Annotated in this window: 20 protein-coding genes (1 of these 20 running past the window's edge); 10 read left to right on the top strand and 10 right to left on the bottom strand. The window is 57.6% G+C overall.

The features are described from left to right. The first annotated feature begins 109 nt into the window (after positions 1–109). The gene (locus AC1P02_RS03310) at positions 110–1,525 is read left to right on the top strand and encodes a transporter substrate-binding domain-containing diguanylate cyclase (protein ID WP_485184075.1); all 1,416 of its coding nucleotides are present in this window, start codon (positions 110–112) and stop codon (positions 1,523–1,525) included. A gap of 31 nt (positions 1,526–1,556) precedes the next feature. Here AC1P02_RS03310 and AC1P02_RS03305 read toward each other — a convergent pair whose 3' ends face one another. The 4 genes from AC1P02_RS03305 to AC1P02_RS03290 all read right to left on the bottom strand — a co-directional run bounded on the left by AC1P02_RS03305 (position 1,557) and on the right by AC1P02_RS03290 (position 5,976). Continuing rightward, positions 1,557–3,503 carry a ligand-gated channel protein gene (locus AC1P02_RS03305; RefSeq protein WP_485185412.1) on the bottom strand — a complete coding sequence of 649 codons (1,947 nt, stop codon included), beginning with the start codon at positions 3,501–3,503 and terminating at the stop codon, positions 1,557–1,559. Positions 3,504–3,934: 431 nt separating this feature from the next. After that, entirely contained in the window at positions 3,935–4,147 is a 213-nt protein-coding gene (gene cspE, locus AC1P02_RS03300) for a transcription antiterminator/RNA stability regulator CspE (RefSeq protein WP_005316548.1), read from the bottom strand. A gap of 493 nt (positions 4,148–4,640) precedes the next feature. Next, entirely contained in the window at positions 4,641–4,925 is a 285-nt protein-coding gene (locus AC1P02_RS03295) for a YjbD family protein (RefSeq protein ID WP_011899186.1), read from the bottom strand. Between the two features lie 172 nt (positions 4,926–5,097). After that, the gene (locus tag AC1P02_RS03290) at positions 5,098–5,976 is read right to left on the bottom strand and encodes a cation diffusion facilitator family transporter (RefSeq protein WP_034524357.1); all 879 of its coding nucleotides are present in this window, start codon (positions 5,974–5,976) and stop codon (positions 5,098–5,100) included. A gap of 452 nt (positions 5,977–6,428) precedes the next feature. Between AC1P02_RS03290 and AC1P02_RS03285 the strand changes: the two genes are divergently transcribed. Next, positions 6,429–6,554: a hypothetical protein gene (locus AC1P02_RS03285; RefSeq protein ID WP_011899188.1), complete on the top strand. Its 126-nt coding sequence runs from the start codon at positions 6,429–6,431 to the stop codon at positions 6,552–6,554. A gap of 75 nt (positions 6,555–6,629) precedes the next feature. Here AC1P02_RS03285 and AC1P02_RS03280 read toward each other — a convergent pair whose 3' ends face one another. Both AC1P02_RS03280 and AC1P02_RS03275 read right to left on the bottom strand, forming a co-directional pair. Then, on the bottom strand, positions 6,630–7,388 hold the full coding sequence (locus AC1P02_RS03280; protein WP_271787326.1) for a substrate-binding periplasmic protein: 759 nt from the start codon (positions 7,386–7,388) through the stop codon (positions 6,630–6,632). A gap of 168 nt (positions 7,389–7,556) precedes the next feature. Continuing rightward, positions 7,557–8,147 carry a single-stranded DNA-binding protein gene (locus tag AC1P02_RS03275; RefSeq protein WP_005316531.1) on the bottom strand — a complete coding sequence of 197 codons (591 nt, stop codon included), beginning with the start codon at positions 8,145–8,147 and terminating at the stop codon, positions 7,557–7,559. Positions 8,148–8,666: 519 nt separating this feature from the next. On the opposite strand from AC1P02_RS03275, the gene AC1P02_RS03270 reads away from it, so the two are divergent. From AC1P02_RS03270 to AC1P02_RS03245, 6 genes are all read left to right on the top strand, one after another. Next, positions 8,667–9,329 carry a LuxR C-terminal-related transcriptional regulator gene (locus AC1P02_RS03270; protein WP_087756678.1) on the top strand — a complete coding sequence of 221 codons (663 nt, stop codon included), beginning with the start codon at positions 8,667–8,669 and terminating at the stop codon, positions 9,327–9,329. Between the two features lie 95 nt (positions 9,330–9,424). Beyond that, complete coding sequence (uvrA, locus tag AC1P02_RS03265; protein ID WP_265452856.1) at positions 9,425–12,253, top strand: excinuclease ABC subunit UvrA; 2,829 nt, start codon at positions 9,425–9,427, stop codon at positions 12,251–12,253. A 144-nt stretch (positions 12,254–12,397) separates the two neighbouring features. After that, the gene (locus AC1P02_RS03260; RefSeq protein WP_485184068.1) at positions 12,398–14,083 is read left to right on the top strand and encodes a sensor domain-containing diguanylate cyclase; all 1,686 of its coding nucleotides are present in this window, start codon (positions 12,398–12,400) and stop codon (positions 14,081–14,083) included. 443 nt (positions 14,084–14,526) lie between these two features. Beyond that, the gene (locus AC1P02_RS03255; RefSeq protein ID WP_021140735.1) at positions 14,527–15,138 is read left to right on the top strand and encodes an OmpW family outer membrane protein; all 612 of its coding nucleotides are present in this window, start codon (positions 14,527–14,529) and stop codon (positions 15,136–15,138) included. Between the two features lie 219 nt (positions 15,139–15,357). Beyond that, the gene (locus AC1P02_RS03250; RefSeq protein WP_485184065.1) at positions 15,358–17,337 is read left to right on the top strand and encodes a methyl-accepting chemotaxis protein; all 1,980 of its coding nucleotides are present in this window, start codon (positions 15,358–15,360) and stop codon (positions 17,335–17,337) included. Between the two features lie 8 nt (positions 17,338–17,345). Beyond that, positions 17,346–18,881: an ABC transporter substrate-binding protein gene (locus AC1P02_RS03245; protein ID WP_485184063.1), complete on the top strand. Its 1,536-nt coding sequence runs from the start codon at positions 17,346–17,348 to the stop codon at positions 18,879–18,881. Between the two features lie 64 nt (positions 18,882–18,945). Here the strand turns inward: AC1P02_RS03245 and AC1P02_RS03240 are convergent, their stop codons facing one another. Beyond that, entirely contained in the window at positions 18,946–19,746 is an 801-nt protein-coding gene (locus AC1P02_RS03240; protein ID WP_087756675.1) for a GNAT family N-acetyltransferase, read from the bottom strand. Positions 19,747–20,075: 329 nt separating this feature from the next. On the opposite strand from AC1P02_RS03240, the gene metF reads away from it, so the two are divergent. After that, positions 20,076–20,972 (top strand): methylenetetrahydrofolate reductase, encoded by an 897-nt coding sequence (metF, locus tag AC1P02_RS03235; RefSeq protein WP_021140731.1) that lies wholly within the window; start codon positions 20,076–20,078, stop codon positions 20,970–20,972. 66 nt (positions 20,973–21,038) lie between these two features. Here metF and AC1P02_RS03230 read toward each other — a convergent pair whose 3' ends face one another. Both AC1P02_RS03230 and AC1P02_RS03225 read right to left on the bottom strand, forming a co-directional pair. Further along, positions 21,039–22,103, bottom strand: a complete 1,065-nt coding sequence (locus tag AC1P02_RS03230; RefSeq protein ID WP_021140730.1) for a DUF3103 family protein — start codon at positions 22,101–22,103, stop codon at positions 21,039–21,041. A 149-nt stretch (positions 22,104–22,252) separates the two neighbouring features. Beyond that, complete coding sequence (locus AC1P02_RS03225; RefSeq protein WP_485185411.1) at positions 22,253–23,404, bottom strand: benzoate/H(+) symporter BenE family transporter; 1,152 nt, start codon at positions 23,402–23,404, stop codon at positions 22,253–22,255. 121 nt (positions 23,405–23,525) lie between these two features. On the opposite strand from AC1P02_RS03225, the gene AC1P02_RS03220 reads away from it, so the two are divergent. Continuing rightward, complete coding sequence (locus AC1P02_RS03220; RefSeq protein WP_198315357.1) at positions 23,526–24,095, top strand: helix-turn-helix domain-containing protein; 570 nt, start codon at positions 23,526–23,528, stop codon at positions 24,093–24,095. A 16-nt stretch (positions 24,096–24,111) separates the two neighbouring features. Here the strand turns inward: AC1P02_RS03220 and AC1P02_RS03215 are convergent, their stop codons facing one another. Continuing rightward, positions 24,112–25,053: the 3' portion of an NnrS family protein gene (locus AC1P02_RS03215; protein WP_485184060.1), read on the bottom strand. The gene runs 258 nt beyond the window's last position; the window shows 942 of its 1,200 coding nt (coding positions 259–1,200); its start codon lies off the right edge, out of view; its stop codon occupies positions 24,112–24,114.

The raw sequence follows: 25,053 nt of genomic DNA, 5'->3' as shown, positions 1-25,053 counted from the left end.
TCAGACTGAAATAACGCCAATTTCATACTGGGTCATGCTTGCTCTTCTATGATGAAGCTAGTGATAATAAATGGCCGCATAGATGTCCAATAACAAGGTGGGTTCAGGAATGGCGGTCTCTTCTGGGGCAGGTTGGCGGGTCAGCTGGGGCGCAGGTTTGCTGCTCCTTGCACTCTTGCTGCCCGTCTGGGCTACCCCCGCGGTCAAACCCCTGATAGTGGCCAACTCCAAGGCCTGGCAGCCCTTCTCCTACATCAATGACAAGGGGCAGCCGGATGGCCTGTTGATCGACTACTGGCGGGAGTTCGAGCGGGTCACTGGGCGGCCGGTCGAGTTCAAGCTGGTGGACTGGCAGACCTCGCTGGAGCTGGTGCGCACCGGCAAGGCCGATGTCCATGGTGGCCTGCTCTGGTCACCGGAGCGCAATCCGCTCTATGACTATGGCCGGGCGCTCTCCCGGCTGGATGCCCAGCTGTTTTTTTCCAATTCCCTGCGCGGCACAGATGTGAATTACTACCTGTTGCACGAGAGTGTGGGGGTGGTAGTGGGCGGTTATGAGGAGTATTACGCCCGCAAGCACTTCCCCAACACGCGCCTGCAAGCCTTTGACGATAACGATGCCATGCTGAGCGCCGCCTTGAGCGGAAAGCTGGATGCCTTCATCGCCGATCTGCAGATGGCCAATTTTTATATCTACACCTCGAAAGATCCCACCCGCTTCATTCCCGTACGCCATCTCTACAGCGATGAGGTGCGTTTTGCCGTCGCCAAGGGCAATCAGGCCCTGTTGCAGGAGCTGGAGCAGGGATTTTCTCGCATGGGCGAGGCGGACAGGGAGCGTATTACCCGCAAATGGATGCATATAGAGACCGTCTATCCCATCCACTTCTGGTTCTGGCTATCGGCGGCGGCAGGGGCTGTATTGCTGGTTTACATAGTGCAGCTGAGGCGCGCTGTGGCGAGCAGTACCGCCGAACTGGTCCGGGCCAATGCCCGGCTGGAGAGCCTCGCCAACACAGACTCCATGACGGGGATCCTGAACCGGCGCGCCTTCTTGCCGCTCTTGGCCGAGCGGCTGGCAAGCGGTCAGGCTTCGGCCCTGCTGCTGTTCGACATCGACCGTTTCAAGGGCATCAATGATCACTTTGGCCATGGCGTCGGGGATGAGGTGATCGCCGCTCTGGCCGAGCGGGTAAAGGCCGTCTTGCCAAGCGATGCGCTGTTTGCCCGGATCGGGGGAGAGGAGTTCTGCATCAGCTTGCCGATGGCAGATATGGCGGCGTTGCAAGGCTGGGCAAGCCGGATCGGACGGGAGGTGAGTGCTCAGAAGTTGCAGACTAGTGCCGGTGAGCTGGGGCTTTCCATCAGCACGGGGGCCGTCTGGGTTCCATCAGGGGTAAGGGCAGAGAGCACTGGCTTGCTGCAGCAGGCAGACAAGCTGATGTACGGTTCAAAATCCCGTGGTCGCAATACCTGGCAGGCAGCCTGTTATGCAGAAGAGGACGCGGACAAAGAGGTGAAATAGGCCGCCGCCCGGGATGGGCGGCGGCGATTCATCAGAAGTTGTAGGTCATCCCCAGTGTGTAGCGGCGACCGTCCAGTACTGTACCGAAGCTGGTGTAATCCACCGTCTTGTCGAACAGGTTATAGATACCGGCGGTCACGTCCAGGTTCTTGTTGGCCTTGTAGACCAGACCTGTGTCAAAGAAGGTGTAGGAAGGCGTGCCCTCTGCCATCTTGACCCGGCTCAGGTAGTCAGAGGTCTTGCTGCGGAAGTTGACCCGTGACCAGAGGCTGACCTCTTCTGTGGTCTGCCAGTCGACCGTGGTGTTGAACATGTGGCGCGGCATCTGGTTCAGAGGCTTGCCTTCCATCGAGCCGCTCTTCTGCTCGGACTGGGTGAAGGTGTAGCTGGAGGCGAGCGACCAGTCTTCGTTGATGGCCCAGTTGGCCGTGCCTTCCACCCCGCGCATATTCGCCTTGTCGACGTTGATGCGGTCGCTGATGAAGTCATAGGTATGACCGTTCAGGGTGCAGGAGGGATCGCTCTTGCTGGTGCAACGGCGGATCTCGGAGATCTTGTCCTCGAAGTCAGTGTTGAACAGAGTCAGCCCTGTGCTCAACCCCTCCTGACCATCCCACAGCAGTGCGATTTCCTGGCTCACGCTGGTTTCAGGTTTGAGTGCCGGGCTGCCCACCAGCATCCCATCCTGGGTGCCCCCACCAGTGGCCTGGCCCCAGTTGGCGGCCGACATGCGCAGATCCGGTGAACGATAGCCGGTGGATACGCCCCCTTTCAGCGTCCATGACTCGGCAGGATGCCAGACCCCGTACAGACGCGGGCTCCAGTGAGTGCCGTAATTCTGATCCCTGTCCATGCGTACACCGCCGGTCAGGGCGAAGCTGTCGGTCAGTGCCCACTCGTCCTCCACGAACATGGCCCAGCTCCAGCGAGTCAGCTGGTTGGCGCGGTTGGTCACGTTGAGCTGGTTGCCTTGATCCTGCAGATCCTCGTAGCGATACTGGCCACCCACGCTCAGGTAGTGATCCCCAAGCTCAAACTGGGTGTGGGTGTCGGCTATGGTGTTGATGAGCTTCATCTGGCGGCCGGGATTGGTGTTCTCTTCCCGCTGCAGATAGCTGGTGGAGGAGCCAAAGTCGTAGCGGCCGTCGTGGGTGATGGCGTAGTTGGTGCGCTCGTAAGTGCTCAGGCTGGGCTTGGACTTGGCCGGGATGGACTCACCCGGTGTGCGATCACGATCCTGCAGACCGCGGCTGGCCTCGAAGTCGAAGCGATTGTGCTCGTCAGGGGTCAGGCTGAACACGGCAGTGCCGCTGCGCATCTCCTGTTCGGCGAAGCCATTCTGGAACTGATCCTCACCGCGATGGGAAAGCTGGCCGTTCAGACGCACCCCCAGCAACCCGTCTACCAGAGCGCCAGCCGTGTAGGCATTGGTCTGGAAGATGTTGCCTGAGTCTTTGTTCTCCTGGAAGGTGGAGTCAGCATGCAGCGAACCCTGCCATGCCGTCATGCTGGCGGTTTTGCGGGTGATGACGTTGATGACGCCGCCCATGGCATCCGATCCGTAACGGGAGGACATGGGGCCACGCACTACCTCGATACACTCTATGGCTTGCAGCGGTGGCAACCAGCCCTGCTCTATGCCCGGGCCATCGCTGTTGGGACGAGTGCCACGGCTGTCGACTCGCTTGCCATCCACCAGCATCAGCGTGTATTTGGAGCCCATGCCACGAATGCTGATGTCACTGCTGCTGCCACCCCCGGTGATCACCACGCCCGGCACATCTTTCAGTGCATCGGTCACGTCGCGGTAGGCGCGTTTTTCCAATTGCTCACGGGTCACGACCGAGATGGAGGCGGCGGTATCTTCGATCTTCTGCTGGAAGCCGGAAGCCGTCACGACCATGACTTCCTGTTCGGCGGCATAGGCATGGGAGGCGAGGGCGGCGAGAATGAGCGTGGTCAGCTTGTTGCGGTGCATTTTTATCATGTTGGCCTGAACTCTTTTAATGAGAAAGTGACATTCATCCTTTGGGTGAACTCGATGGGGTGACTTCACTGCATCCCGCGTGAAATCAGGACCGGGAAGGTTCAATTGAATAATCTTCCCGTTTGTCGGCTGGCATTGTAATGATCAGTGAAAGATGTGTAAACGATAATTAATCTCATTAAGTTTATTGAGCTGTCATAGGGGCGGCTGGAGGGGCAGACAGGGTGGGGAGTACTTGGATGACATAAAGCAGCAAGATGAACAGAGTCGAGGGAGAGGTGAGGTGAAAGGGCTGAGAGAGGGGGAAAGCGGGTAAACACTGAATTTCAGACAACAAAAAACCCGCCTAGGCGGGTTTTTTTAATTCTTGCAGAAGGTCTTCTCAGCAGGCGTTAGCTAGCGTGAAGGCTTCCTTGCTTGAATTACAGACCAACTACGTTGGCAGCAGCCGGGCCTTTCTGGCCTTGCTCGATGGTGAACTCAACGCGCTGACCTTCGTCCAGAGTTTTGAAGCTGGTGGACTGGATTGCAGAGAAGTGTACGAACACGTCTTTGCTGCCGTCAGCCGGGGAGATGAAACCAAAACCTTTCTCGGCGTTGAAGAATTTAACGGTACCAGTCATTTTGTTAGACATAATAATTTCCTAAAATAGTGTTTTAAGTGCCAAAAGTTGGCAATCTATGATTTTTCGTCAGCAATACGTATGGGGAGCACTAAAGAAGGAGAATTATTTAATAAGAACTATCGTAGATAACTCTTATACTAATCACTGCTTTACTAAAATGACTGCCTAACATAAACAGGTCTGAACTACCGAACCATCGAGAGAGATTAAAACATGCTCTCTTCGTTAAAGCAAACTTTATCTCAATATTAATTTCTGGTTATCGACGTGCTACCAACTTCATATTGTCACATGAGCCACGGTGTTCACTGGCGAGATTGAGCGCTGGCCCTTGCTATGATTGGCGCCGAGCTTTTTTGTGACTGCTTTCTGACTGGCGTAGAGGCGTTCCTGATCAAGGGCGGTATAGCAGTGCTCTTCCTTGGTTGCCGCAGGGCCTGAATGGCAAACGCCCACCCACACCGGTCTGGTGTGGGTGGGCGCTCATCAACACAGCGCTAACTCAGCGCTTGCTGCGAAACTTGTTGCTGACGGAGTCGATCCAGCTGAAGGTTTCTGGCAGTACCTGATTTCTGGCCCGTTCTTTGGCCTTTTCCCGAGCCAGTTTGGAAGCCACCTTGGCCGCCTCTGCACGATCTGCCACGATTTTAAGCCGGCCTTCCTCACGGATCCTGTTACGTTCTGCGTTGGTCAGCTGATGATCAGCATTGGCCTGGGCTTTTTGGAGCAACAGGGTTATCTCGGCCTTTTCGGCTTCGGTGAGGTCTTTCATTTCCAACTTTTTCACGGCGCGCTCCTGGGGCGGCTGGGGGGTGGAATACATTAACACATTTTCACCGACTATTTCTTATGCAATCCGCTCTGCTGGCATAAAAGAGCCGGTTCTGCACTTTTCTCCGTCATTTATCTGCCAGTTCACTGCAGGTTTCTCGTATGTCCCGGTTTGTCTGGTACATCTCTCAGCTGTGGCCGCTCGGTTCGACATGGATCAGCACTATGGCATGAGGTATGTGACGCATTATGCCTTCTTCTATCCGATCGCAGATGGCGTGGGAGTGTTCGATGCTCATCTCCTTGGGCAGGGTCAGATGGAAATCGATGTGGCGACGGCGTCCGGCCTGGCGACTGCGCAGGGCGTGAAAGCCCCCATGCTCCGGGCAGCACTGTTCGATCACTCGGGTCGTCATGGCCAGCTCCTCCTCGTTCATGCTGTGGTCCAGCAGTGGTTGAAAAGCCTGGTCAAGCATGGATATTGCTTCTCTGAGAATGAAGAGCGCCACGCAGATGGCGACTATGGGGTCGAGCAGATAGAGGTTGTAACCCAGCCCGGCGGCGAGCCAGATACCCGACAGACCGACAGCCACCCCGAGGGAGGTCAACACGTCTGCCTTGAGATGCAGGGCATCAGCTGCCAGGGCAACGGATTCTTCCTCTTTCGCCACCCGATACAGATAGGTGGAGACGCCGCTGTTGACCAGCGCCGAGATCAGCATGACCAGTACGCCAAAACCCACGCTTTCGATCGGCGTTGGTGTAATCAACTTGCCGATAGCTTCGAAGATGATCCAGCCAGCGGCCAGCAGGATCAGCAAAGCTTCGATCACGCCGGAGACGTTTTCTATTTTGTCATGTCCATAAGGATGGCGTTGATCGGGGGGAATATCTGACCTGCGTACTGCAAACAGGGCGATGAGAGCCGCCACCAGATCCATTGCCGAATGAATGGCCTCCGAAATAATACTGACGGAGCCACTCAGAATGCCAGCGAATATCTTCATGATAATCAGTGTGATGTTTGAGCAAACGGAGACCAGCGCCGCTCTCGTTTTTCTGGTCATGGGATGTCCTTATTCTCGGGCTCATAATTATAAAAATAAGTCCGGATAATATCAGCTTGAAAATAAAACCGCCTATTCAGGTTGTAATATTTTGTTTCTGACGGTAGTGAGAATGCTTATCTAAATTACCTTGTCTTATTTAAAGAATAGTTATTTTTGATTTGGTGATTTATTTCGATTCGTGAGTGAATATGTCAGGGGAGGCGAATTTTATCAGGCATACTCAGGTTTTTTGGCCTTTCATGCCATCACGTATCCGATCAGAGCCGAGATGGAGGCATGACTCAGGACGCACCCTGGCTTATGAGGGTGGATTCTTGCGCAACATTGGGGGTATGCTGGAGTGAGTGCGATCAATCGGTCGTCACTGAAAGCGTACTACTGAAGTCTACGATTCGGATGGCATGCTGGAACCTGGGTTCCAACTGTCTGGGTAACATTTTTGGAGTTTGATGATGAGTAACAAAGAACATCACAACGGCAAAGATGCCAAGAAAAAACCGCAGATGTCACTGAAAGAGAAGCGCGACGCCAAACGTCAGAAAGCAGACCTGAAAAATGGCAGCGCTATAAAGTAACGCTCCTCCACGCTGTAGTTCCTCTGGAGCCAGTATCAAGCCAGCCTTTCACAGGCTGGCTTTTATGTTTTCGCCTTATGGTGTGGCGCCGTAGGCCTCGAAGATCTTCCTATAGCGTCCGTCGGCTCGCATGGCATCCAGTTGGCGATCGAACCTGCGTTGCAGCTCCACCTGACGAAAGGCGAAATGGTAATGGGTTGGCGCAAACAGGTCATATTGCCTGACCCGGCCACTAGCATAGAGCTCGGCGCCATATTTGCTGTCGGCCAGCTCTGCCAGATAGTAGTAAAACACCCGCTGCTCCAGGATCACTGCATCCACCCGCCCCAGCATCAGTCTGTGAACCTGCCCCTGTTGTTTGGCGACCTCTTCATAGCGGGGATTTTGATCCGCCATGCTGGCAAAGGCACCTCCCAGTATCTGGCGAGCCCGCTGAAAGGCGCTGACTCTCAGGGTTTTCATATCGTCCAGTGTGCTGATGTGAGTCTTGCCGAGGGTGAACACCCGGTTATGGAAGGCAATCACGGGTTGTGACAGGAAGACATTGTTCAGCATGCCGGGCTTGACGTTGATGATGGCGTCAAGCTTGCCGGACTCCAGCATCCGGAAAGTGCGTTCCAGTGGCAGATATTCAAAGCGGGGCTCATAGCCACTGTCGCGAAAGGCCTCTTTAAACAGGTCGAGCTCGATCCCGCGTCCCTCTTCCTCGATCACATAGGGGGGGATGGCGAAGCTGACGCCCACCCGCAGCAGTTCGGCGGCAAATAGCCGGGGGGCCACCATGGCGGTGGTCAGACAAATGGTGAGCAGTAGCGTGCGATGCAGAAACACCATGAGTTCTCTCTGGCAAACGAGTCGCCCTGAGCATAATCCCAAGACGGCCTGTGACACGTGGAAATAACGGCCACATTCACACAGGAATAGCACCGCATGCCGTGCCTGCGTCAATAACAGGTAAAAAAAGGCCCTGCATCAACAGGGCCTCTCGGGATTCATTGCCGATTAAAACGGGATATCGTCGTCGAAGTCCATCGGCGGCTCGTTGTAGACAGGCGGTGCTGACTGGGGCTGCTGGGCCGGACGACCATAACCGCCTTGTGGCTGCTGCATGTTCTGCTGCGGTGCGGCGGCAGGACGAGCCTGGTTTACCGGCTGCTGGGCTGGCATGCCTTGCTGCGGTTGGCCCCAGTTGCCTTGCGCTTGAGGTTGGCCACCCATGTTTTGGCCTGCGCCACCTTGCGGGCGACCACCCAGCATCTGCATCACGCCACTGAAGCTGTCTACCAGCACTTCGGTGGTATAACGCTCTTGGCCACCTTGATCCTGCCATTTGCGAGTCTGCAGTTTCCCTTCGACATAGACTTGGGAGCCCTTCTTCAGGTACTCGCCAGCCACTTCGGCCAGCTTGCCCATGAATACCACACGGTGCCATTCGGTACGCTCTTTCTGCTCACCGGTCTGCTTGTCGCGCCAGGTTTCAGAGGTGGCCAGGGTGATATTGGTCACGGCACCGCCACTCGGCATGTAGCGTACTTCCGGGTCTTGCCCCAGGTTACCGATCAGAATGACTTTATTGATGCCTCGACTGGCCATAATCTCTCTTCCACCCTTTATATACCGGCCAGGCCATATGCCCGGACCAATTCAACATATCGTTTGTTTTCTGCGAGATAGGCAGCATCGCTTGGCGACACTGACACATCATGCGATGACTGAACCCGGTTCAGTCGGCCAGCTGGCCAATGTTCCGCTTTCAGATTTTGGCCGCAATAATAACAGTTGGCGTGAACGAGCGCACATCTTCCTGCCCTGTCATCCTCCACCCGGAGCATGGACCGAAGGATTAACTTACACGAGGCCGACCATGACCAGCAAGCGAGCAGGGCTGGATGGCCTGAGCAAACGTAGCAAAACGGATCCCGACTGCACTGTGACACTCTTTGTCAGGCACAGTGCCAGTATTCCACCCAAATGGGGGGGTATGGCTAGTCATTTGTATTGCTTGGGAAATTGGTGAGTTTCAAAAGAGGCACACTGGCGTCTAATGCTTTTTTAATGCTGCAGCGTTTGGGGGGCTTGGTACTCTCTGCTGCCAAAAAAACCATGGCCTGAATGTTCAAGGACGTGCTCTTCATGACCACCCCATACACCATAGTCGTACTGGTGACTGAAAATAATGTGCAGGCGACCAGTTTTCAGAGCTATCTGGCTGAGCAGCTGGTACTCCCCATCCTGCTGGTAAGCACCCTGGAGGCGCTGCCGGAACAGGATGAGAGAGAGTCACATCCATTATTTCTGGTCGATCTGGATTACCTCAAGTCGAGCCAGCAGGGGGGGTGGCCGAGGGAGATCTCCAGTCGCTTCGGGGAAGCCAACACGATATTGCTCAATGCCCCGACCAGCACGGATCGCGAGTTGTTGCTGATGTGGCCTCACACCAGCGGACTCTTCTTCCGCCAGGATCCGCTGGATCGGCTGGTGCTCGGCATTCGCAAGGTGTTGCAGGGGGAGTACTGGATCCCGCGCCATTTGCTGTGCGATCTGGTCAACTACTACCGCAAGGGGGGAGAACATCACCTGCGCAACCAGACGCTGCTGACTGCGCGCGAGCAGGAGATCATCCGCTACCTGATGACGGGTGCCTCCAATACCGAGATTGCCGACAGCCTGTTTGTGAGCGAGCACACCATCAAGTCCCACCTCTATAACGTCTTCAAGAAATTGAACGTCAAGAACCGGTTGCAGGCGGTGAGCTGGGCGAAAGAATATCTCTGAAATCGAGGGAGATGATGGATAAAACCTGTCTATTCATCCAGTAGTCTCTATGCCATACTGATTCGCTCTGATTTGTGTATCGAGCGTGCAACAAGATGGAAAAGATAGTGGTCCGGGGTGCTCGCACCCATAACCTCAAGAACATCAATCTGACCCTGCCCCGCGACAAGCTGATCGTGGTTACCGGCCTCTCCGGTTCAGGCAAGTCCTCCCTGGCGTTCGATACCCTTTATGCCGAAGGGCAGCGTCGCTATGTGGAGTCGTTATCTGCCTATGCCCGCCAGTTTCTCTCTCTGATGGAGAAACCGGATGTTGATCATATAGAGGGGCTCTCCCCTGCCATCTCCATCGAGCAGAAGTCCACCTCTCACAACCCGCGCTCGACCGTCGGCACCATCACCGAAATTTATGACTACCTGCGTCTGCTTTTTGCGCGGGTAGGTGAGCCCCGCTGCCCGACTCATGCCATCCCGCTCGCCGCCCAGACCATCAGCCAGATGGTGGATCAGGTGCTGGCCCAGCCGGAGGGCAGCAAACTGATGCTGCTGGCCCCCGTGGTACGGGATCGCAAGGGTGAGCACACCAAGTTGCTGGAGAATCTGGCGGCTCAGGGCTATATCCGGGCCCGTATCGATGGCGAGGTGTGTGATCTCTCTGATCCACCCACCCTGGAGCTGCACAAGAAGCACACCATAGAAGTGGTGGTGGACCGCTTCAAGGTACGCGATGACCTGGCGTTGCGGCTGGCCGAATCGTTCGAGACGGCATTGACCCTCTCAGGCGGTATCGTGCAGGTGGTGCCCATGGATGGAGAGGAGGGGGTTGGGCCCATGACCTTCTCTGCCAACTTCGCCTGCCCCGAGTGTGGCTACTCCATGTCAGAGCTGGAGCCGCGCATCTTCTCCTTCAACAATCCGGCCGGTGCCTGCCCCACCTGTGATGGGCTCGGGGTACAGCAATATTTCGATCCGGCCAAGGTGATCCATGATCCTTCCATCAGTCTGGCCAACGGCGCCATTCGTGGCTGGGACAAGCGCAGTTTCTATTACTTCCAGATGCTCAAATCCCTCTCCGATCACTACAAGTTCGATCTGGAGGCCGCGTGGGAAGATCTGCCCCTCAAGACCCAGGAGGTGATCCTGCGTGGCTCGGGCCGTACCGAGGTCGAGTTCCGTTACATGAACGATCGCGGCGATGTGGTGGTGCGCAAGCATCCGTTCGAGGGGATCCTGCACAACATGGAGCGCCGCTACCGTGAAACCGAGTCCAACTCGGTACGGGAAGAGCTCTCCAAGTACATCGCCAACAAATCCTGTACCAGCTGCGGCGGCAGTCGACTGCGAGAAGAGGCGCGACACGTATTTGTGGACAACCGCAACCTCTCCGCCATCGCCGAACAGTCCATCGGTGATGCGCTGGCCTTCTTCGAGGGACTGAGCCTGACCGGCCAGCGCGCCCAGATCGCCGAGAAGATCCTGAAAGAGATCGTCGAACGGCTTGGGTTCCTGGTGAATGTCGGCCTCAACTATTTGAGTCTCTCACGCAGTGCAGAGACCCTCTCCGGCGGGGAAGCCCAGCGTATCCGGCTGGCGAGCCAGATCGGCGCTGGCCTGGTTGGGGTCATGTATGTGCTGGATGAACCTTCCATCGGCCTGCACCAGCGTGATAACGAGCGGCTGCTCACGACCCTCATCCATCTGCGCGATCTGGGCAACACCGTCATCGTGGTGGAGCACGACGAAGATGCCATTCGCTTGGCTGACCACGTGCTCGACATAGGCCCCGGGGCCGGGGTACACGGCGGTAATATCGTAGCTCAAGGGACACCCCAGCAGATCATCGACAACCCGGATTCGCTGACCGGTGACTATCTCTCTGGCCGCAAGCGGATTGCCATTCCTGCCGAGCGTACGGCGCTCACTGGCAAGTGGTTGAAACTCAAAGGCGCGAGCGGCAACAACCTGTGTAACGTCAATCTGGATCTGCCTCTCGGGGTGATGACCTGCGTCACCGGTGTTTCCGGCTCCGGCAAGTCGACCCTGATCAACGACACCCTGTTCCGCATTGCCCACCGCGAGCTCAACAAGGCGACCGAGTCGACCCCGGCGCCCTATCGCAGCGTTGAGGGACTGGAGCATCTGGACAAGGTGGTGGATATCGACCAGAGCCCCATCGGTCGTACCCCGCGCTCCAACCCGGCCACCTATACCGGCCTGTTCACCCCGATCCGCGAGCTGCTTTCCGGCACGCAGGAGGCGCGCTCCCGTGGTTATCTGCCGGGTCGCTTCTCCTTCAACGTCAAGGGCGGTCGCTGCGAAGCCTGTCAGGGGGATGGGGTCATCAAGGTGGAAATGCACTTCCTGCCGGACGTTTACGTGCCATGCGATGTCTGCAAGGGCAAGCGTTACAATCGCGAGACCCTGGAGGTGAAGTACAAGGGCAAGAACATCCACGAAATACTGGACATGACGGTAGAGGACGCGCGTGCCTTCTTCGATCCGGTACCGGCAGTGGCGCGCAAACTGCAAACCTTGATGGATGTGGGTCTCTCTTACATTCGCCTTGGTCAGTCAGCGACGACGCTCTCCGGCGGCGAGGCGCAGCGGGTCAAGCTGGCGCGCGAGCTCTCCAAGCGGGACACCGGTCAGACCCTCTATATCCTGGATGAGCCGACCACAGGGCTGCACTTCCACGATATCCAGCAGCTGCTCAAGGTATTGCATCAACTGCGGGATCGCGGCAATACCATCGTTATCATCGAGCACAATCTGGACGTCATCAAAACCGCCGACTGGATCGTCGATCTGGGACCCGAGGGGGGCGCTGGCGGCGGTCGCATTCTGGTGACGGGCACGCCGGAGCAGATCAGCCGTTGTGAGGATTCTCATACGGCGCGCTTTTTGGCGCCGCTGTTGGTAAAATAATCACAGCAGTCATGAAACAAGGGGCCTTGGGCCCCTTGTTTTTTATGGAAGTGATTCAGTTGCCGCCCCAGGAGGTGGATACTCCATACTTGGTACAAGACAGTTTTCGCTCCCTCGTTTGCCGTCCAAAGGATATTGGCGTTCATGGCTCAACCTTCTCGCTCCATCGATCATTTGCTGGCCTACTCCATGTTTCCCGTCTGGGCCGGAGCCATCCTGATGCTGCTCATCGTGATTGCCCTGGCTCAGGTGCCGGCGGCGCAGCGGGTCGAAGAGCGGCGAATGAAGGAGCACCTGCAGCGGGTGATCAAGGCGGTGCAGGGTGATATCAGTGCCATCAATGCCTTCACCCGGGATTGGGGCATCTGGGATGAGAGCTATCGCTTTCTGGCCCACCCCAATCAGGCCTATATTCGTTCCAATTTGCTGGTCGATACCCCGATGCGGGATTTCGAACTCAACGTATTGAGCTATATGGATTTGCAGGGGGCCGAGATCTGGACCCGCACCCTGCTGCCCGAGACGCCAGGCACGGACACGACCCTGCTTCCCTTCTTCCTGGATGACCTCAAGCTGCAGTTGCTGCGTGAATCCCGTCAGGAGGGGATTCGCAGCCTGAGCGGTGTGAGGGGATCTCAGTGGGGACCCCTCATCTACTCGCTCCAGCCGGTGACCAACACCTTGGGAAACGCCACACCCAATGGCTATCTGCTGGTGACTCGCTGGCTGGATGCTCGCTATCTGCATGATCTGGCTGAGCGCACAGCCCTCTCTTTGACCCTCTCCCAGCCAAAGCCTTCCGATAACTTCCTCTCCTTCAAGCCACTCAAGCCACAGATGAGCTATCGCCTGGTTGATCTGGGGCTGCAGAGGGTCAGGGGAGAGGGGCTGCTGCTCGACAGCAATGGCGACCCCGTGTTGACCCTGATAGTGGAAGACGATCGTGATGTGTTGCAGGGGGCGATGGAGGGGGCTATCTGGACCTTCTTTGGCATGTTGTTGATCAGCATCGCCTGCGTCCTGATGGCCCTGGCCCGGCTGAGAGCCATAGTGTTGGGGCCGGTCAGCGAGATGGTGAAGGCGCTGCAGAAATTTGGCGACAAGCAGGATGTGAGCCTGCTGCCGCTTATCGACAGCAGCCAGGAGATGGCCCTGCTCAGCCGCAAGTTCAGGGAGATGGCGGCCAAGATCAGTCTGCACCACAGTGCCTTGCAGGCGCACTCTTCCCGGATGGAGGTCGCCGCCTATACGGATCCGCTCACACATGCCTCCAATCGGCGCTACCTCGACGAGTGGTTGCTGACCCGGGATAACGTCACCGCTGCCAGGGTGCTGGTGATCCTGGACCTGGACTACTTCAAGCAGGTCAACGATCGCTTTGGCCACGACATGGGAGATCTGGTGTTGTGCCAGCTGGCCGCATTGATGCGCAATGCCCTCGGCGAGGAGGAGCCGCTGATCCGGCTGGGTGGGGAGGAATTCCTGCTGTTGCTGACCTGTGAGGAAGCGGAGCGGGTGGCCGATCGGATTGAGCGCTTGCGCCGCAAGATTGCCGAATATCGGTTCGGTCGGGAAGAGGTGCCCCTCTGGATGACGGCATCACTAGGGTATTGTAGTTACCCCCTGCACCCCGAGCTGAAAGATTCGTTCTGGAATCTCAGCTTCAAGCTGGCGGACATGGCGCTGTACAGGGCCAAGCAGGAGGGACGGGATCGCTGGCGGGGATACAGCGGTGAACTGGCCCGGGAGCAGTGGGCATTGAGCCCGGAGCAGATAGTGGAGGGAGAGTTCCTCTTGTGTCAGGCATCCCATCTCCGTCAGCCCGCTTGATGAGCCTGTATTGACAGTAGGATACAGGGGATAAATACCTGCCACATCAGCTGGAAAAAAGGGGATCTCATATGATGGTGACGCGGAGACTATTGTGTTTCCCTTTGGTCTGTTTTTTACGAATATTCCGCTCACAGCCGAGTCACATTTGATACAAAAATACACTGCCATGAAGACTAGGTAGTCACAAGCCGCTGCTTAAATCCACCATAAGATATATTTGAATGGTTATTTAATGGGGCTTGGTCTAAAATTATTTAGATTAATGCATTGTTATTAATGACATTTTATTTATTTCCTCAGGGCTTCAGGTGGTCTGGAAGCTGCTGTACACATCTATCTATTTCTTGGTAACTTTTGAGCTAAATCAATAACCCCGCATTCACATCCTTTTATAGTCTTCAGGCTTGCAACATAGAACGAAAACTAAAAGGAAAAATGTGATGAAAAAGATCCTCCCTCTGATGATCGCAGCCGCACTTGCTTCTCCCGTCGCCATGGCCCACCAAGCTGGCGATATTCTGGTGCGCGGCGGCCTGGCATTTGTCTCTCCTCAAACGAGCAGTGATGACGTACTGGGTACCGGCGAGCTGGAAATTGACAGCAACATGCAGCTGGGTCTGACTCTCTCTTATCTGATCACGGATAACTGGGGTGTCGAGCTGTTGGCAGCCACTCCGTTCTCCCACTCCGTTTCCACTGCTGGTCTGGGTGAGGTTGCCAAGGTCAAGCACCTGCCACCGACCCTGATGGCGCAGTACTATTTCGGTGATGCCAAGAGCAAGGTTCGTCCTTACATAGGCGCCGGTGTGAACTACACCACTTTCTTTGATGAGGAAGGACGTGGTGCCCTGGCAGGAACCGATGTCAGCGTAGACTCTTCCTGGGGCATGGCCGGTCAGGTCGGTCTGGACATGGCGATCAACGATCGCTGGTTCGTCAACGCCTCTGCCTGGATCATGGATATCGACACCGATGTACACACTGCCGTCGGTACCATCAAGACCTCCATCGATCCCATGGCCTTCATGTTTGGTGTCGGCTATCGCTTCTGACAAGTAGCCGAACCGGTCCGTCAAGGGCCTTTACAGCTAAGCACGTCTCTTTGGCCCGACACTGTTCGGGCCCTTTTGTGTCTGCGTTATCCTCTGTCAATTGTGATCCAACCCTATATGGATCAATAAAATAACCCAAGCCCACCCTCTATAATTCGCCGCTTGTGCCGATAGTGTCTATGTTCACGTTACCTTCCCCCCACGAGTGAGGATGTCTCCATGGGTTTATCTATTGTGCAGCGGATCATCGCCGGATTTGTGTTGATGCTGCTGCTGTTGATCCTGCTTGGCGTGATCAGCACGGTGAAGATCAGGGGTATCAACGACGGTTTGTCGCAGGTATCCGACCAGGCGACGCCACTGGTGATTGCCGTTGCAGGCCTGAAAGGCGCCCTGCAAGACAGCAACCGCTGGGTATTGGTCTATCGGGCCAGCGAGGAGGCAAGTCAGTTGCCACAACTCGCCAGCCAGTTCAAAGAACAGCAAGCCCGCTTCACTCAGCTGAGCCAGGAGATGGGCAAGTTCACCGGGGTCGCTGAGGCCAATGCCCGCTTCCAGCAGGTGGATAGCGCCACCAGGCAGTTCTATGGTCTGGCGGACCAGGTGCTCGCCCAGCACAGCCAGTGGGTCAATGCCCTGGTTCAGCGCCACAAGCTGGAGATCGATTTCATCCGGCTGGAGGACACCTATCAGCGTGCAGCTGATCTGCTGCTGCAACAGACGGCAAGCAAACGATCCATGCGCAACAAGGCCGAACTCATCACCTCCGGGATCGCCCGTGATCTGAAAAACATTCGCCGAGCCGATGCCAAAACCGACCTCAATGAGCTGGAAAAGGTGCTCAGCAAGGACATAGAGATGGCCCGCAAGCGTCTCGAACGCGTGCTGGTTCCCGACGATGTGAAGCAGCGTTTCGTGTCCAACCTGGATCGCATGCAAGAGCTGGCACTCGGTCAGCAAGGCTTGCTTGCCACCATGCGCAATGCCCAGCAACTGGCGGCATCCCTGCAGACGTTGAACCAGCAGCTCGACGCCAGCCTGGTCAACAGCTTGAGCCTGCTCGACCAGATGGGTCAGTCGGCCGGGACCATCGCCAGCCAGAGCCGTACCACGGCGGATGATGCGGTCAGCAGTGCCAGCTTCTGGATCCTGATCGTCGCCGCTATTTCGGCCGGGGCAGCGCTCATCATCGGCTATACCACGGCGCGCAGCATTCAGCGGCCGCTGCAGATGATCAACAAAGAGTTGAATTACATGGCGGCCGGTGACATGACCCGCCGTATCAACTATCAGAGCAGTTGTGAGTTCGGCAGCCTCTCCCGCTCCATCGACACCCTGGCGGGCAAGACGGGGGAGTTGCTCTCCCAGATCAATGCCGGCTCTCGCCACCTGGTGGAGGAGGCGAGCCGCGCCGCCGAGATCAGCGAGCGGGCCATGTCACGGGTGCAGGATCAGAAGAGCCAGACCGATCAGGTAGCTGCTGCCATCACAGAGCTGGAAGTGAGCGCCACCGAGGTGGCCCGTTCCACCGATGGTACAAAACGGGAAGTGGATCTGGCTGATGATGAGGCGAGAAGTGGCCGTCAGAAAGTGGCCACCACACGTCGCATCACCGAACAACTGGCTGGTGCCATGGAGGAGGCCGTCGGCATCACCTACAAGCTGGGAGAGTTCAGCAACAACATCGGCAGTATTCTGGATGTGATCCGCAGCATTGCCGAGCAGACCAACCTGCTTGCCCTGAATGCGGCCATCGAAGCGGCCCGTGCCGGCGATGCCGGTCGCGGTTTTGCCGTGGTGGCTGATGAGGTGCGAGCGCTCGCCAACCGTACCCAGACCTCGACCGAAGAGATCCAGGCGATGATCGAGAACCTGCAGAACTCGAGCAAACAGGTGGTGGAGGTGATGGGCCGCAGTCAGGACCAGACCCGCAGTTGTGTTGAACAGACTCGTGAAATGGACCTGGCATTGCAGTCCATCGCCGAGCGGATGACCTCCATCAAGTCGATGGCGGATCAGGTTGCCCATGCCGCCCAGGAGCAGATTTCGGTCAGCCAGGGGGTGGCTCGACATATCGCCGGCATCGCCGACGTGGCCTACGAGACCGAGCGGGAGGCGAGAGAGTCGGCAAGCAGCAGTGAAGTGCTGGCGGATCTGGTCGCCAAGCAGCAGCAATTGATCGCACATTTCAAGGTCTAGGAGGGCTTATGTCTAACAAGTGGATTGGGGCCCTGAGTCTCCTGTTATGTGGTCAACTGGTGGCCAGTGAGCTGGTGATCGAAAGCTGGCGGACGGATGACAAAGTCTTGTGGGAGCAGAAGATCATTCCTGCTTTCGAGGCTGCTCACCCGGGAATCCAGGTGAAATTCAATGGCGTGCAGAATGTCGACTACATGCCGACCCTGTTGACCAGTCTGAAGGATGGCAAGGCAGGAGATCTCATTACCTGTCGCCCGTTTGACGACTCCCTTGCCCTGTTCAAGGCCGGTCATCTGGCGGAGCTGACCGAGATGTCGGGGATGGAAAACTTCCCGAGTTTTGCCCAGTCACCCTGGCAAACCGATTCCGGTGCCCAGACCTTCTGTGTGCCCATGGCGTCAGTGATCCACGGTTTTTTCTACAACAAAAAGATATTCAGTGAGTTGGGCCTGACAGTACCGCAAACCCGCGATGGTTTCTTTGCCGCGCTAGACAAGGTGAAAGCTGACGGTCGTTATGTGCCGCTGGCCATGAGTGGTGCCGAGAGCTGGGTTTCGTCCGAACTCGGTTTTCAGAACATAGGCCCCAACTACTGGAAAGGGGAAGATGGTCGTCTGGCGCTGATCGGCGGGCAGGAGCGGCTCGACAATCCGCAATACGTCAAGGTGCTTGAGGAGCTGGCCCGCTGGCGCCCCTACCTGGGAGAGGGGGGTGAGAACCGGGACTATGCCACCACCAATGAGCTATTCACTTCCGGCAAGGCCGCCTTCTACGTGGCGGGATCGTGGGAAATCGCCCCCTTTACCGGCAAGGTCGATTTTGGCGTCATGCGCCCACCAGTAGCCAAACAGGGTGATGGTTGTTTCTTTACCGATCACACCGATATAGGTATGGGCATGAACCCCGCCAGCAAGAACAAGGAGGCGGCCATGGCGTTCTTGCAGTGGCTGACCACTCCCCAGTTTGCCGAGCTCTATACCAACTCGCTGCCAGGGTTCTTCTCCCTCTCCAACCACTTCTTTGATGTCACCAATCCGGCGGCGAAGGAGATGATGGAGTGGCGCGATCAGTGTGATTCCACCATACGGGTGGCGACCCAGATCCTCTCCCGTGGCAAACCCAAACTGGGGGATGAGCTGGCCGAGGTGAGTCAGGCCGTGCTGCTGGGCAAGATGGCACCACAAGCGGCGGCAGACCGGCTGGAGCAAGGGCTGAAGGGCTGGTATCCACCCCATCAGGGCAACAAGGCCAAGGGGCAGGATTGCCAATGTGAGGCACCGGCTGTTCCCGCCACTGTCGTACCTGCGGTATCCACCACTGAGGCTCAGGTCGCACCAGCGCCTTCGGCTACCCCCGCGACTGAGGTACCTGCCGTTCTTGCGCCATCTGCAGCCACACCCGCCGTGACAGAGGATGCCCCAACCGCGCCCATTCCATCGATCACGCCGGCTGTGCCAGCCTCTGCGGCGGCCGCCCCGTTACCTGTGCCATCTGCCGAGATTGAGCAGGCACTGTCCGAAGAGTTGGAAGCGCCACAACAGTAAATGGCAACACCATAAAGAACGGGAGGCACCAGCCTCCCGTTTTCATTTCTACCTGCCACTCGGACTATTGGGTCTCATGGGGCCAGCGGCAGAGACTGCCGATGCGGGCCACAGGGGTAAAGCCCAGTGAACGATAGACCCGCTGAGCGTGGTAGTGCTCGTCGGCCACTATGATGAGCTGCCTGGCCCGCTCCAACCCCTGGCGCGCGACCTGGCTCAGCAGCTGACGGCATAGCCCCCGGTTGCGCCACTCTTGATGAGTACGTACCAGTTGAAACCGACCCATGGTCCCGGTGAAGAAGAGGCCGCAACTGGCAACCAGCTGATCCTCCTGCCAGATCCCCCACCACTTCCCGAGTCCATCCGCGATCATGGCCTCATACAGGCGACGTCGGGACTGCAGGTAGGGGAGATAGTTTTCCACCGAGTGACCGGGATCTCGCTCATTGAGCTCAAACGCCAGCCAGACATCCCAGTCTGCGGGCGAGAAAGGGCGGGCTTCTGCGGTTTGGTCGATAGTGGCAGCCTGGTGCAAGTTGGTGGCATCCAGCGCCAGCACAACGCATTCCATGTATTGATATCCCGCCGCCACGAAACCTGCGACGCGGCTGTTCTGGCCTTCCGCCAGCGGCCACTGAAAGGTGCGATGCTGCACTCTGGGGTCCAGTCCAATCAGCTTGTCAAAACTGGCCTCGAGCCAGCCTTTGTCACGATCGCTGGGGGGAGTGGGGAGCAGCAGGTAGTTGCCAAAATAGTAATCGGGAGCATCAGGGGTGCGCACGGCCCAGAACTGCTCATGGTCTACCACGTTGCCCTGATAGCGATCGAACAGCAAGTCTGTTGCAAAACCGGGGTGGGTATCCATGACGAGGCTCCTGCGAATGGCTCAATTGGTTATCGGCAGGGAAGGGAAGAGGTTGAAAAAGGGGCCGGAGAAACCTCCGGCCAAACAATCACACGCAGATTCAGAACGTCCAGGACGATCTGTGTTCATCATAACGCGACTCCACGGCTTTTGGGATGGGGTGCCAATCGTTACTTCAGGTTAATTGCCAAATAAACAGCAGAGTCTCACTCCTATCTGTAAATCAGGGTTGACTTTGATCCGTTTTCTCATAAAGATAGAAAGACGTTTAGACGTCCAAACATCCGTTTTGACGTAGAGGAATGGGTTGCAGGGCAGGGAGAGAGCAGATGGGATTTCACAGTGCACGTCAGGTTGAGGCACTCAACCAGAGTCTGGCCGATTTAAGCGGTGACATAGGGGTTAGTTTCGAGTTTTTTCCACCCAACAGTGAAGGGATGGAAAACACCCTCTGGCAGTCTATCGAGCGGCTGAAAGTGCTGGAACCCAAGTTCGTCTCCGTGACTTATGGCGCCAACTCCGGCACCCGGGATCGCACCCACAAGGTGATCAAGGACATCAAGGAGCGTACCGGCCTGATCGCGGCGCCCCACCTGACCTGTATCGATGCCAGTCGCGACGAGCTGCGCACCATAGCCCGCGATTACTGGAACAGCGGCATCCGCCATATCGTGGCCCTGCGCGGCGACCTGCCGCCCGGACTCGACAAGCCTGATATGTATGCCACCGATCTGGTGGCCCTGCTCAAGTCAGAAGCCGATTTCGATATTTCGGTGGCCGCCTATCCGGAAGGTCATCCCGAGGCCAGAAGTGCGCAGTCAGACTTGCTCAACCTCAAGCGCAAGATTGATGCTGGTGCCAACCGCGCCATCACGCAGTTCTTCTTCGATGTGGAGACTTACCTGCGTTTTCGGGATCGCTGTGCCGCCATCGGCATCGATGCCGAAATCGTGCCCGGGATACTGCCGGTCTCCAACTACCAGACCCTGGCCAAGTTCGCTGGTTTTACCAACGTGAAGATCCCGCGCTGGATGCATCAGCGTTTCGAAGGGCTGGACAACGATCAGATGACCCGCAACCTGGTGGGCGCCAGCATCGCCATCGACCAGGTGCGCGTGCTGAGTCAGGAGGGGGTGAAGGATTTCCACTTCTATACCCTGAACCGCTCAGAGCTGACCTACGCCATCTGCCATACCCTGGGGGTCAGGCCGAAGGACCCGGCCTGACACAGGTTGCCGCAGGCACAAAAAAAGCCAATGAGTTGCTCATTGGCTTTTTTTCATAGCGGCTTATCAAGGCCGGGTTGGGGCTATCTCTTTTGGTTCGAGATCGATGACCGCATTGCCGGCGGCACCCGGATACTGGTGATAGCTCTGGTCCTGCTCCAGGGTGTAGAAGGTATCCAGATAGTCATCGTTGTTGGTCATCCAGGAGTCGGGCAGCGCCTTGACGATGCGACCGCCGAGATCCAGGAAGGGCAGGGCCTCCGGTACGCCGCCAGCGGTAAAGGCGAGCTTGAGGGCATCGATGAACAAGGCGCTCAGCTCCTTGTAGTTGACGTTGTCATCCTGCTCCATCATGACGATGTCGACGGCACCCCAACGGTAGCGATCCCAGTACACCAGGATCTGGTTGGGGGTGTAGTCTGTGTTGTCATAGTCGAGGTAGGGCATGTCGACTATGTCGACCACGGGCTCATCCCGGCTGGGATTGACCCCGGCGACCACCGCATAGACTTCGGCCGCACCCAGCAGCCAGGGCTCCTGATCATCCTTCAGTCTTATCTTCTTCAGGATGCTGGTCTTGAGCGGTGCCGTACTGGCGGCGGTGCGCGGGGCTGCCTGCAGATCGGCTGCGGCCAGCGCCTTGCGCATCACCTTCAGGCCGGCGTTCTTGGCCTTGACGGGGTCTGCTTCCACCACCAGGACAGGTCGCGCCGGTGCCTTGTCCACATCCAGATAGACCGGATTGCCGGCGCTGTCGAAAGCCTCGATCGCGCTCCAGCTCTTCTCATCTCCGCTCGGTACATAGGCAACCAGGGGTTCGACCCCTTGTTGCAGTGCGGCGGCCTGCTCCGGGTTGGCCAGTCGCAGTTGCATCAACTGCTTGACCTCGCCGTCCAGCCCTTGCCGACTGATGGCGGCCTGGTTGGCATCGCTCGCCTGCCGTTTCAGCCGTGGACTGGCCTTTTGCAGCAGGTTGGGCAGCGGGCTCTGGTACTCCTGATTGCTCAGCAGTGGCAGCAGGTTTTTCTGCTGTAGCGCGAGCTGGCGTGCCAGCTCCCGATCCGAGTCGGCAGCATGGGCGGTGGTGGCGCCCAGCAGTGCCAGTAACAAAATGACAGCCTGATTCCTCATTATTGTTCTCCAGTTTATGAGTCTGACAGAGGCACATATCGGGGAAGAAGAAGTGCCTCGGCACCACTTAATGGCAATTAGTTTCAGCTGTGAACCAATTTTTCTGAATTATGTGCTGTGTCTCACGGGAGGCTCCCCAGATGGTCAGGTCAGTTTCTCCGCTGGTTGACTTGATGCAGGATGACACCGACGAGCAGCCCCCAGCAGGCGGCGCCGACACCCAGCAGGCTGATCCCGGAGGCCGTGATGATGAAGGTGAGCAGGGCGGCTTCGCGCGCCTCGTCTTGCTGCAATGCCGTGTGCAGGCTGCTGCCTATGGTGCCGAGCAAAGCCAACCCTGCCACGCAGGTGACAAGCGTCGCAGGAAAGGCGGTGAACAGGGCGGCCACGCTTGCCCCGAAGCAACCGGTCAGCAGATAGAAGCCGCCAGCCCAGACGGCGGCGGGCCAGCGACGGTGGGCATCGGAATCCACGTCCTTGCCCATGCAGATGGCGGCCGTAATGGCCGCCAGGTTGAAGGCGTAGCCGCCGAAGGGGGCCAGCAACAGACCGGTCAGGCCGGTCCAGGTGATCAGGGATGAGGTGGCCGGTTGATAACCGTGAGCTCGCAATATGGTAATGCCGGGCATGTTCTGTGAGGTCATGGTGACGATGAACAGTGGCAGGGCTATGCCGAACAGGGCATCGAAGGAGAAGCTCGGCCAGGTCCAGACCGGGCTGGCGAGCTGCCAGTGCAGAGTGTCGAGTTGCAGATCCCCCCGCAGGGCACAGAGGGTTATTCCCATCGCCAGCACCAGCACCATGGTGTAGCGGGGCCAGAGATGGCGGCCGAGCAGGAAGGCCAGCAGCAGGGTGCCAAGCAGCAAGGGATCTTGTGGCGCGACCCTGAACAGATCCAGCCCGAATCTGAGCAAGACTCCGGCCAGCATGGCGGCGGCCAGCGGAGCCGGGATATGCCGCATCAGGCGATCGAACCAACCGCTGATGCCGCACAGGGTGATCAGCAGGGAAGAGATAACGAAGGCGCCTATGGCCTCAGCCAGGGTGAAGTTGCCTAGGCTGGTAATGAGCAGGGCGGCCCCCGGGGTCGACCAGGCGGTCAGTACGGGTATGCGGTAATAAAAAGAGAGGCCGATGCAGCTTATTCCCATGCCGACACCCAGCGTCCATAGCCAGGAGGCAAGCTGGGCTGCATCGGCACCCGCCGCCGTAGCAGCCTGAATGATCAGGATGACGGAGCTGGTGTAGCCGACCATCACGGCGATGAAACCTGCCACCAGGTGGGGAAGGGCGAAGGGCATAGTGACGTCCTTGTCGGATTGTGACGGGTTGTACGTTATTACGTACAATGTGTCTCCTGACTATATCGCTGTGCGCTATAGCGCACAAGGCGATTCATGCAAGAGTAATGAAGAGGCAGTCATGCAAGAGATGAATCAGCATCTGGCCCAACGTCTGAAGGGGTTGCGCAGCGAACTGGGCTGGAGCCTGGATGTGGCGGCGCGTGAGACGGGGGTGAGCAAGGCCATGCTGGGGCAGATTGAGCGGGGAGAGTCCAGTCCCACTGTGGCTACCCTGTGGAAGATCGCCACCGGCTTTAGGGTCTCCTTCTCCAGCTTTATCGAGCCTGCCCCGGCAGCGCAGGGAGAGGTGCTCTATCGTACCGCCGACGCCATTCGCCAGCAGCCTGCGGGAGAGGGCATGCAGGTCGCCCCCTTATTTCCTTACGAGAAGCGGTTTGGCTTTGAATTGTTTGAACTGACGCTGTTGCCCGGATATCAGCGCGAATCCGAGCCTCATGAGCCCGGTGTGACCGAGCATGTCATCGTCATCAGTGGTCTGATGGAGGTGCTGGTGGAAGGGGAGTGGCGTTCACTGGCGCAAGGGGAGGCGGTGCGCTTTGCCGCCGACCGCCCCCATGGTTATCGCAATCTGGGGATTGCACCTGCGATCTTTCACAACCTGATCCACTATCCTGCGGCCAGGCCCTGAGAATAAGCCCGGATGATCAGCCCGGACGGCCATCTGCCCTGGTGCTGGTCAGTATGGGGGCATAAACCCAGACGAACAGCCCATAGGCGCCGACCCAGGCCAGACCACTCAGGTTCCAGCCGTGCAGGGTATAGGCAGGCCAGAGTAGCGGGATCACAACCCGGATCACCGCTGCCACTATGACCAGTGCGAACGCGCAACTTATCCGGCGGCCTACCTGCAAGGCTCGGCCACTATGGCCGAGGGAGACGCGCGCTATCATCCCCAGGATCATGGTGCCCATGCAGCCGGCGCTGAGCAGGTGGCTGGCCGTCGACAAGGTGATAGTCAGTCCTGCAGCCTGCGCTCCGAGAGCGAGCAGACCGAGCGGAATAAACAGGTAGGCGAGATGCAGTGACCACAGCAGGGGATGCGCAAGGGTGGTCGGCAGGCCCCAGCGCAGTTGTCGCCACAGATGCAAACCTGCTGCCACTATATATAGAGGCACCATATAATAAGTGCTGGTGGTCCATTGGGTGGGGAGCAGCAGCCAGCACAGCACGATGAGCCACAGTGATGCGAGTGCCGTGCGCTCCAGCCACGGCAGGGGAGCGGCTTTCTCCAGGCCGGTGCCTCGGGCGGTGAAGAATGGGATGACCCGTCCTCCCATCACGGCAATCAGGGTCGTGAACAGCAGCACTGTCGTGATCAGCAGATGCTCTATGGTGATCCACTCCTCATGCCACAACCAGCTGGTACCATTGAGCAGAGTCAGTACCACGAGCAGGGGGACAAAGAAGAGGTTGCGCCATTGGCGGGTCACTATGATGGGCTTGGCCAGGAACCAGGCGCAGAGCGGTAGCCACATCAGATCCATCATCATCAGAGCAGGGTTCCCTTCTCCCAGCCAGGGCAACAAGCACCTAGGTGCGGCCCACAGACCCACGACCAGTGCCAACGGCCAGCCCCGAACGCCGGG

Source organism: Aeromonas sp. TS_SC_11, assembly GCF_057318915.1.
This window is presented reverse-complemented; position numbering and strand designations above follow the sequence as displayed.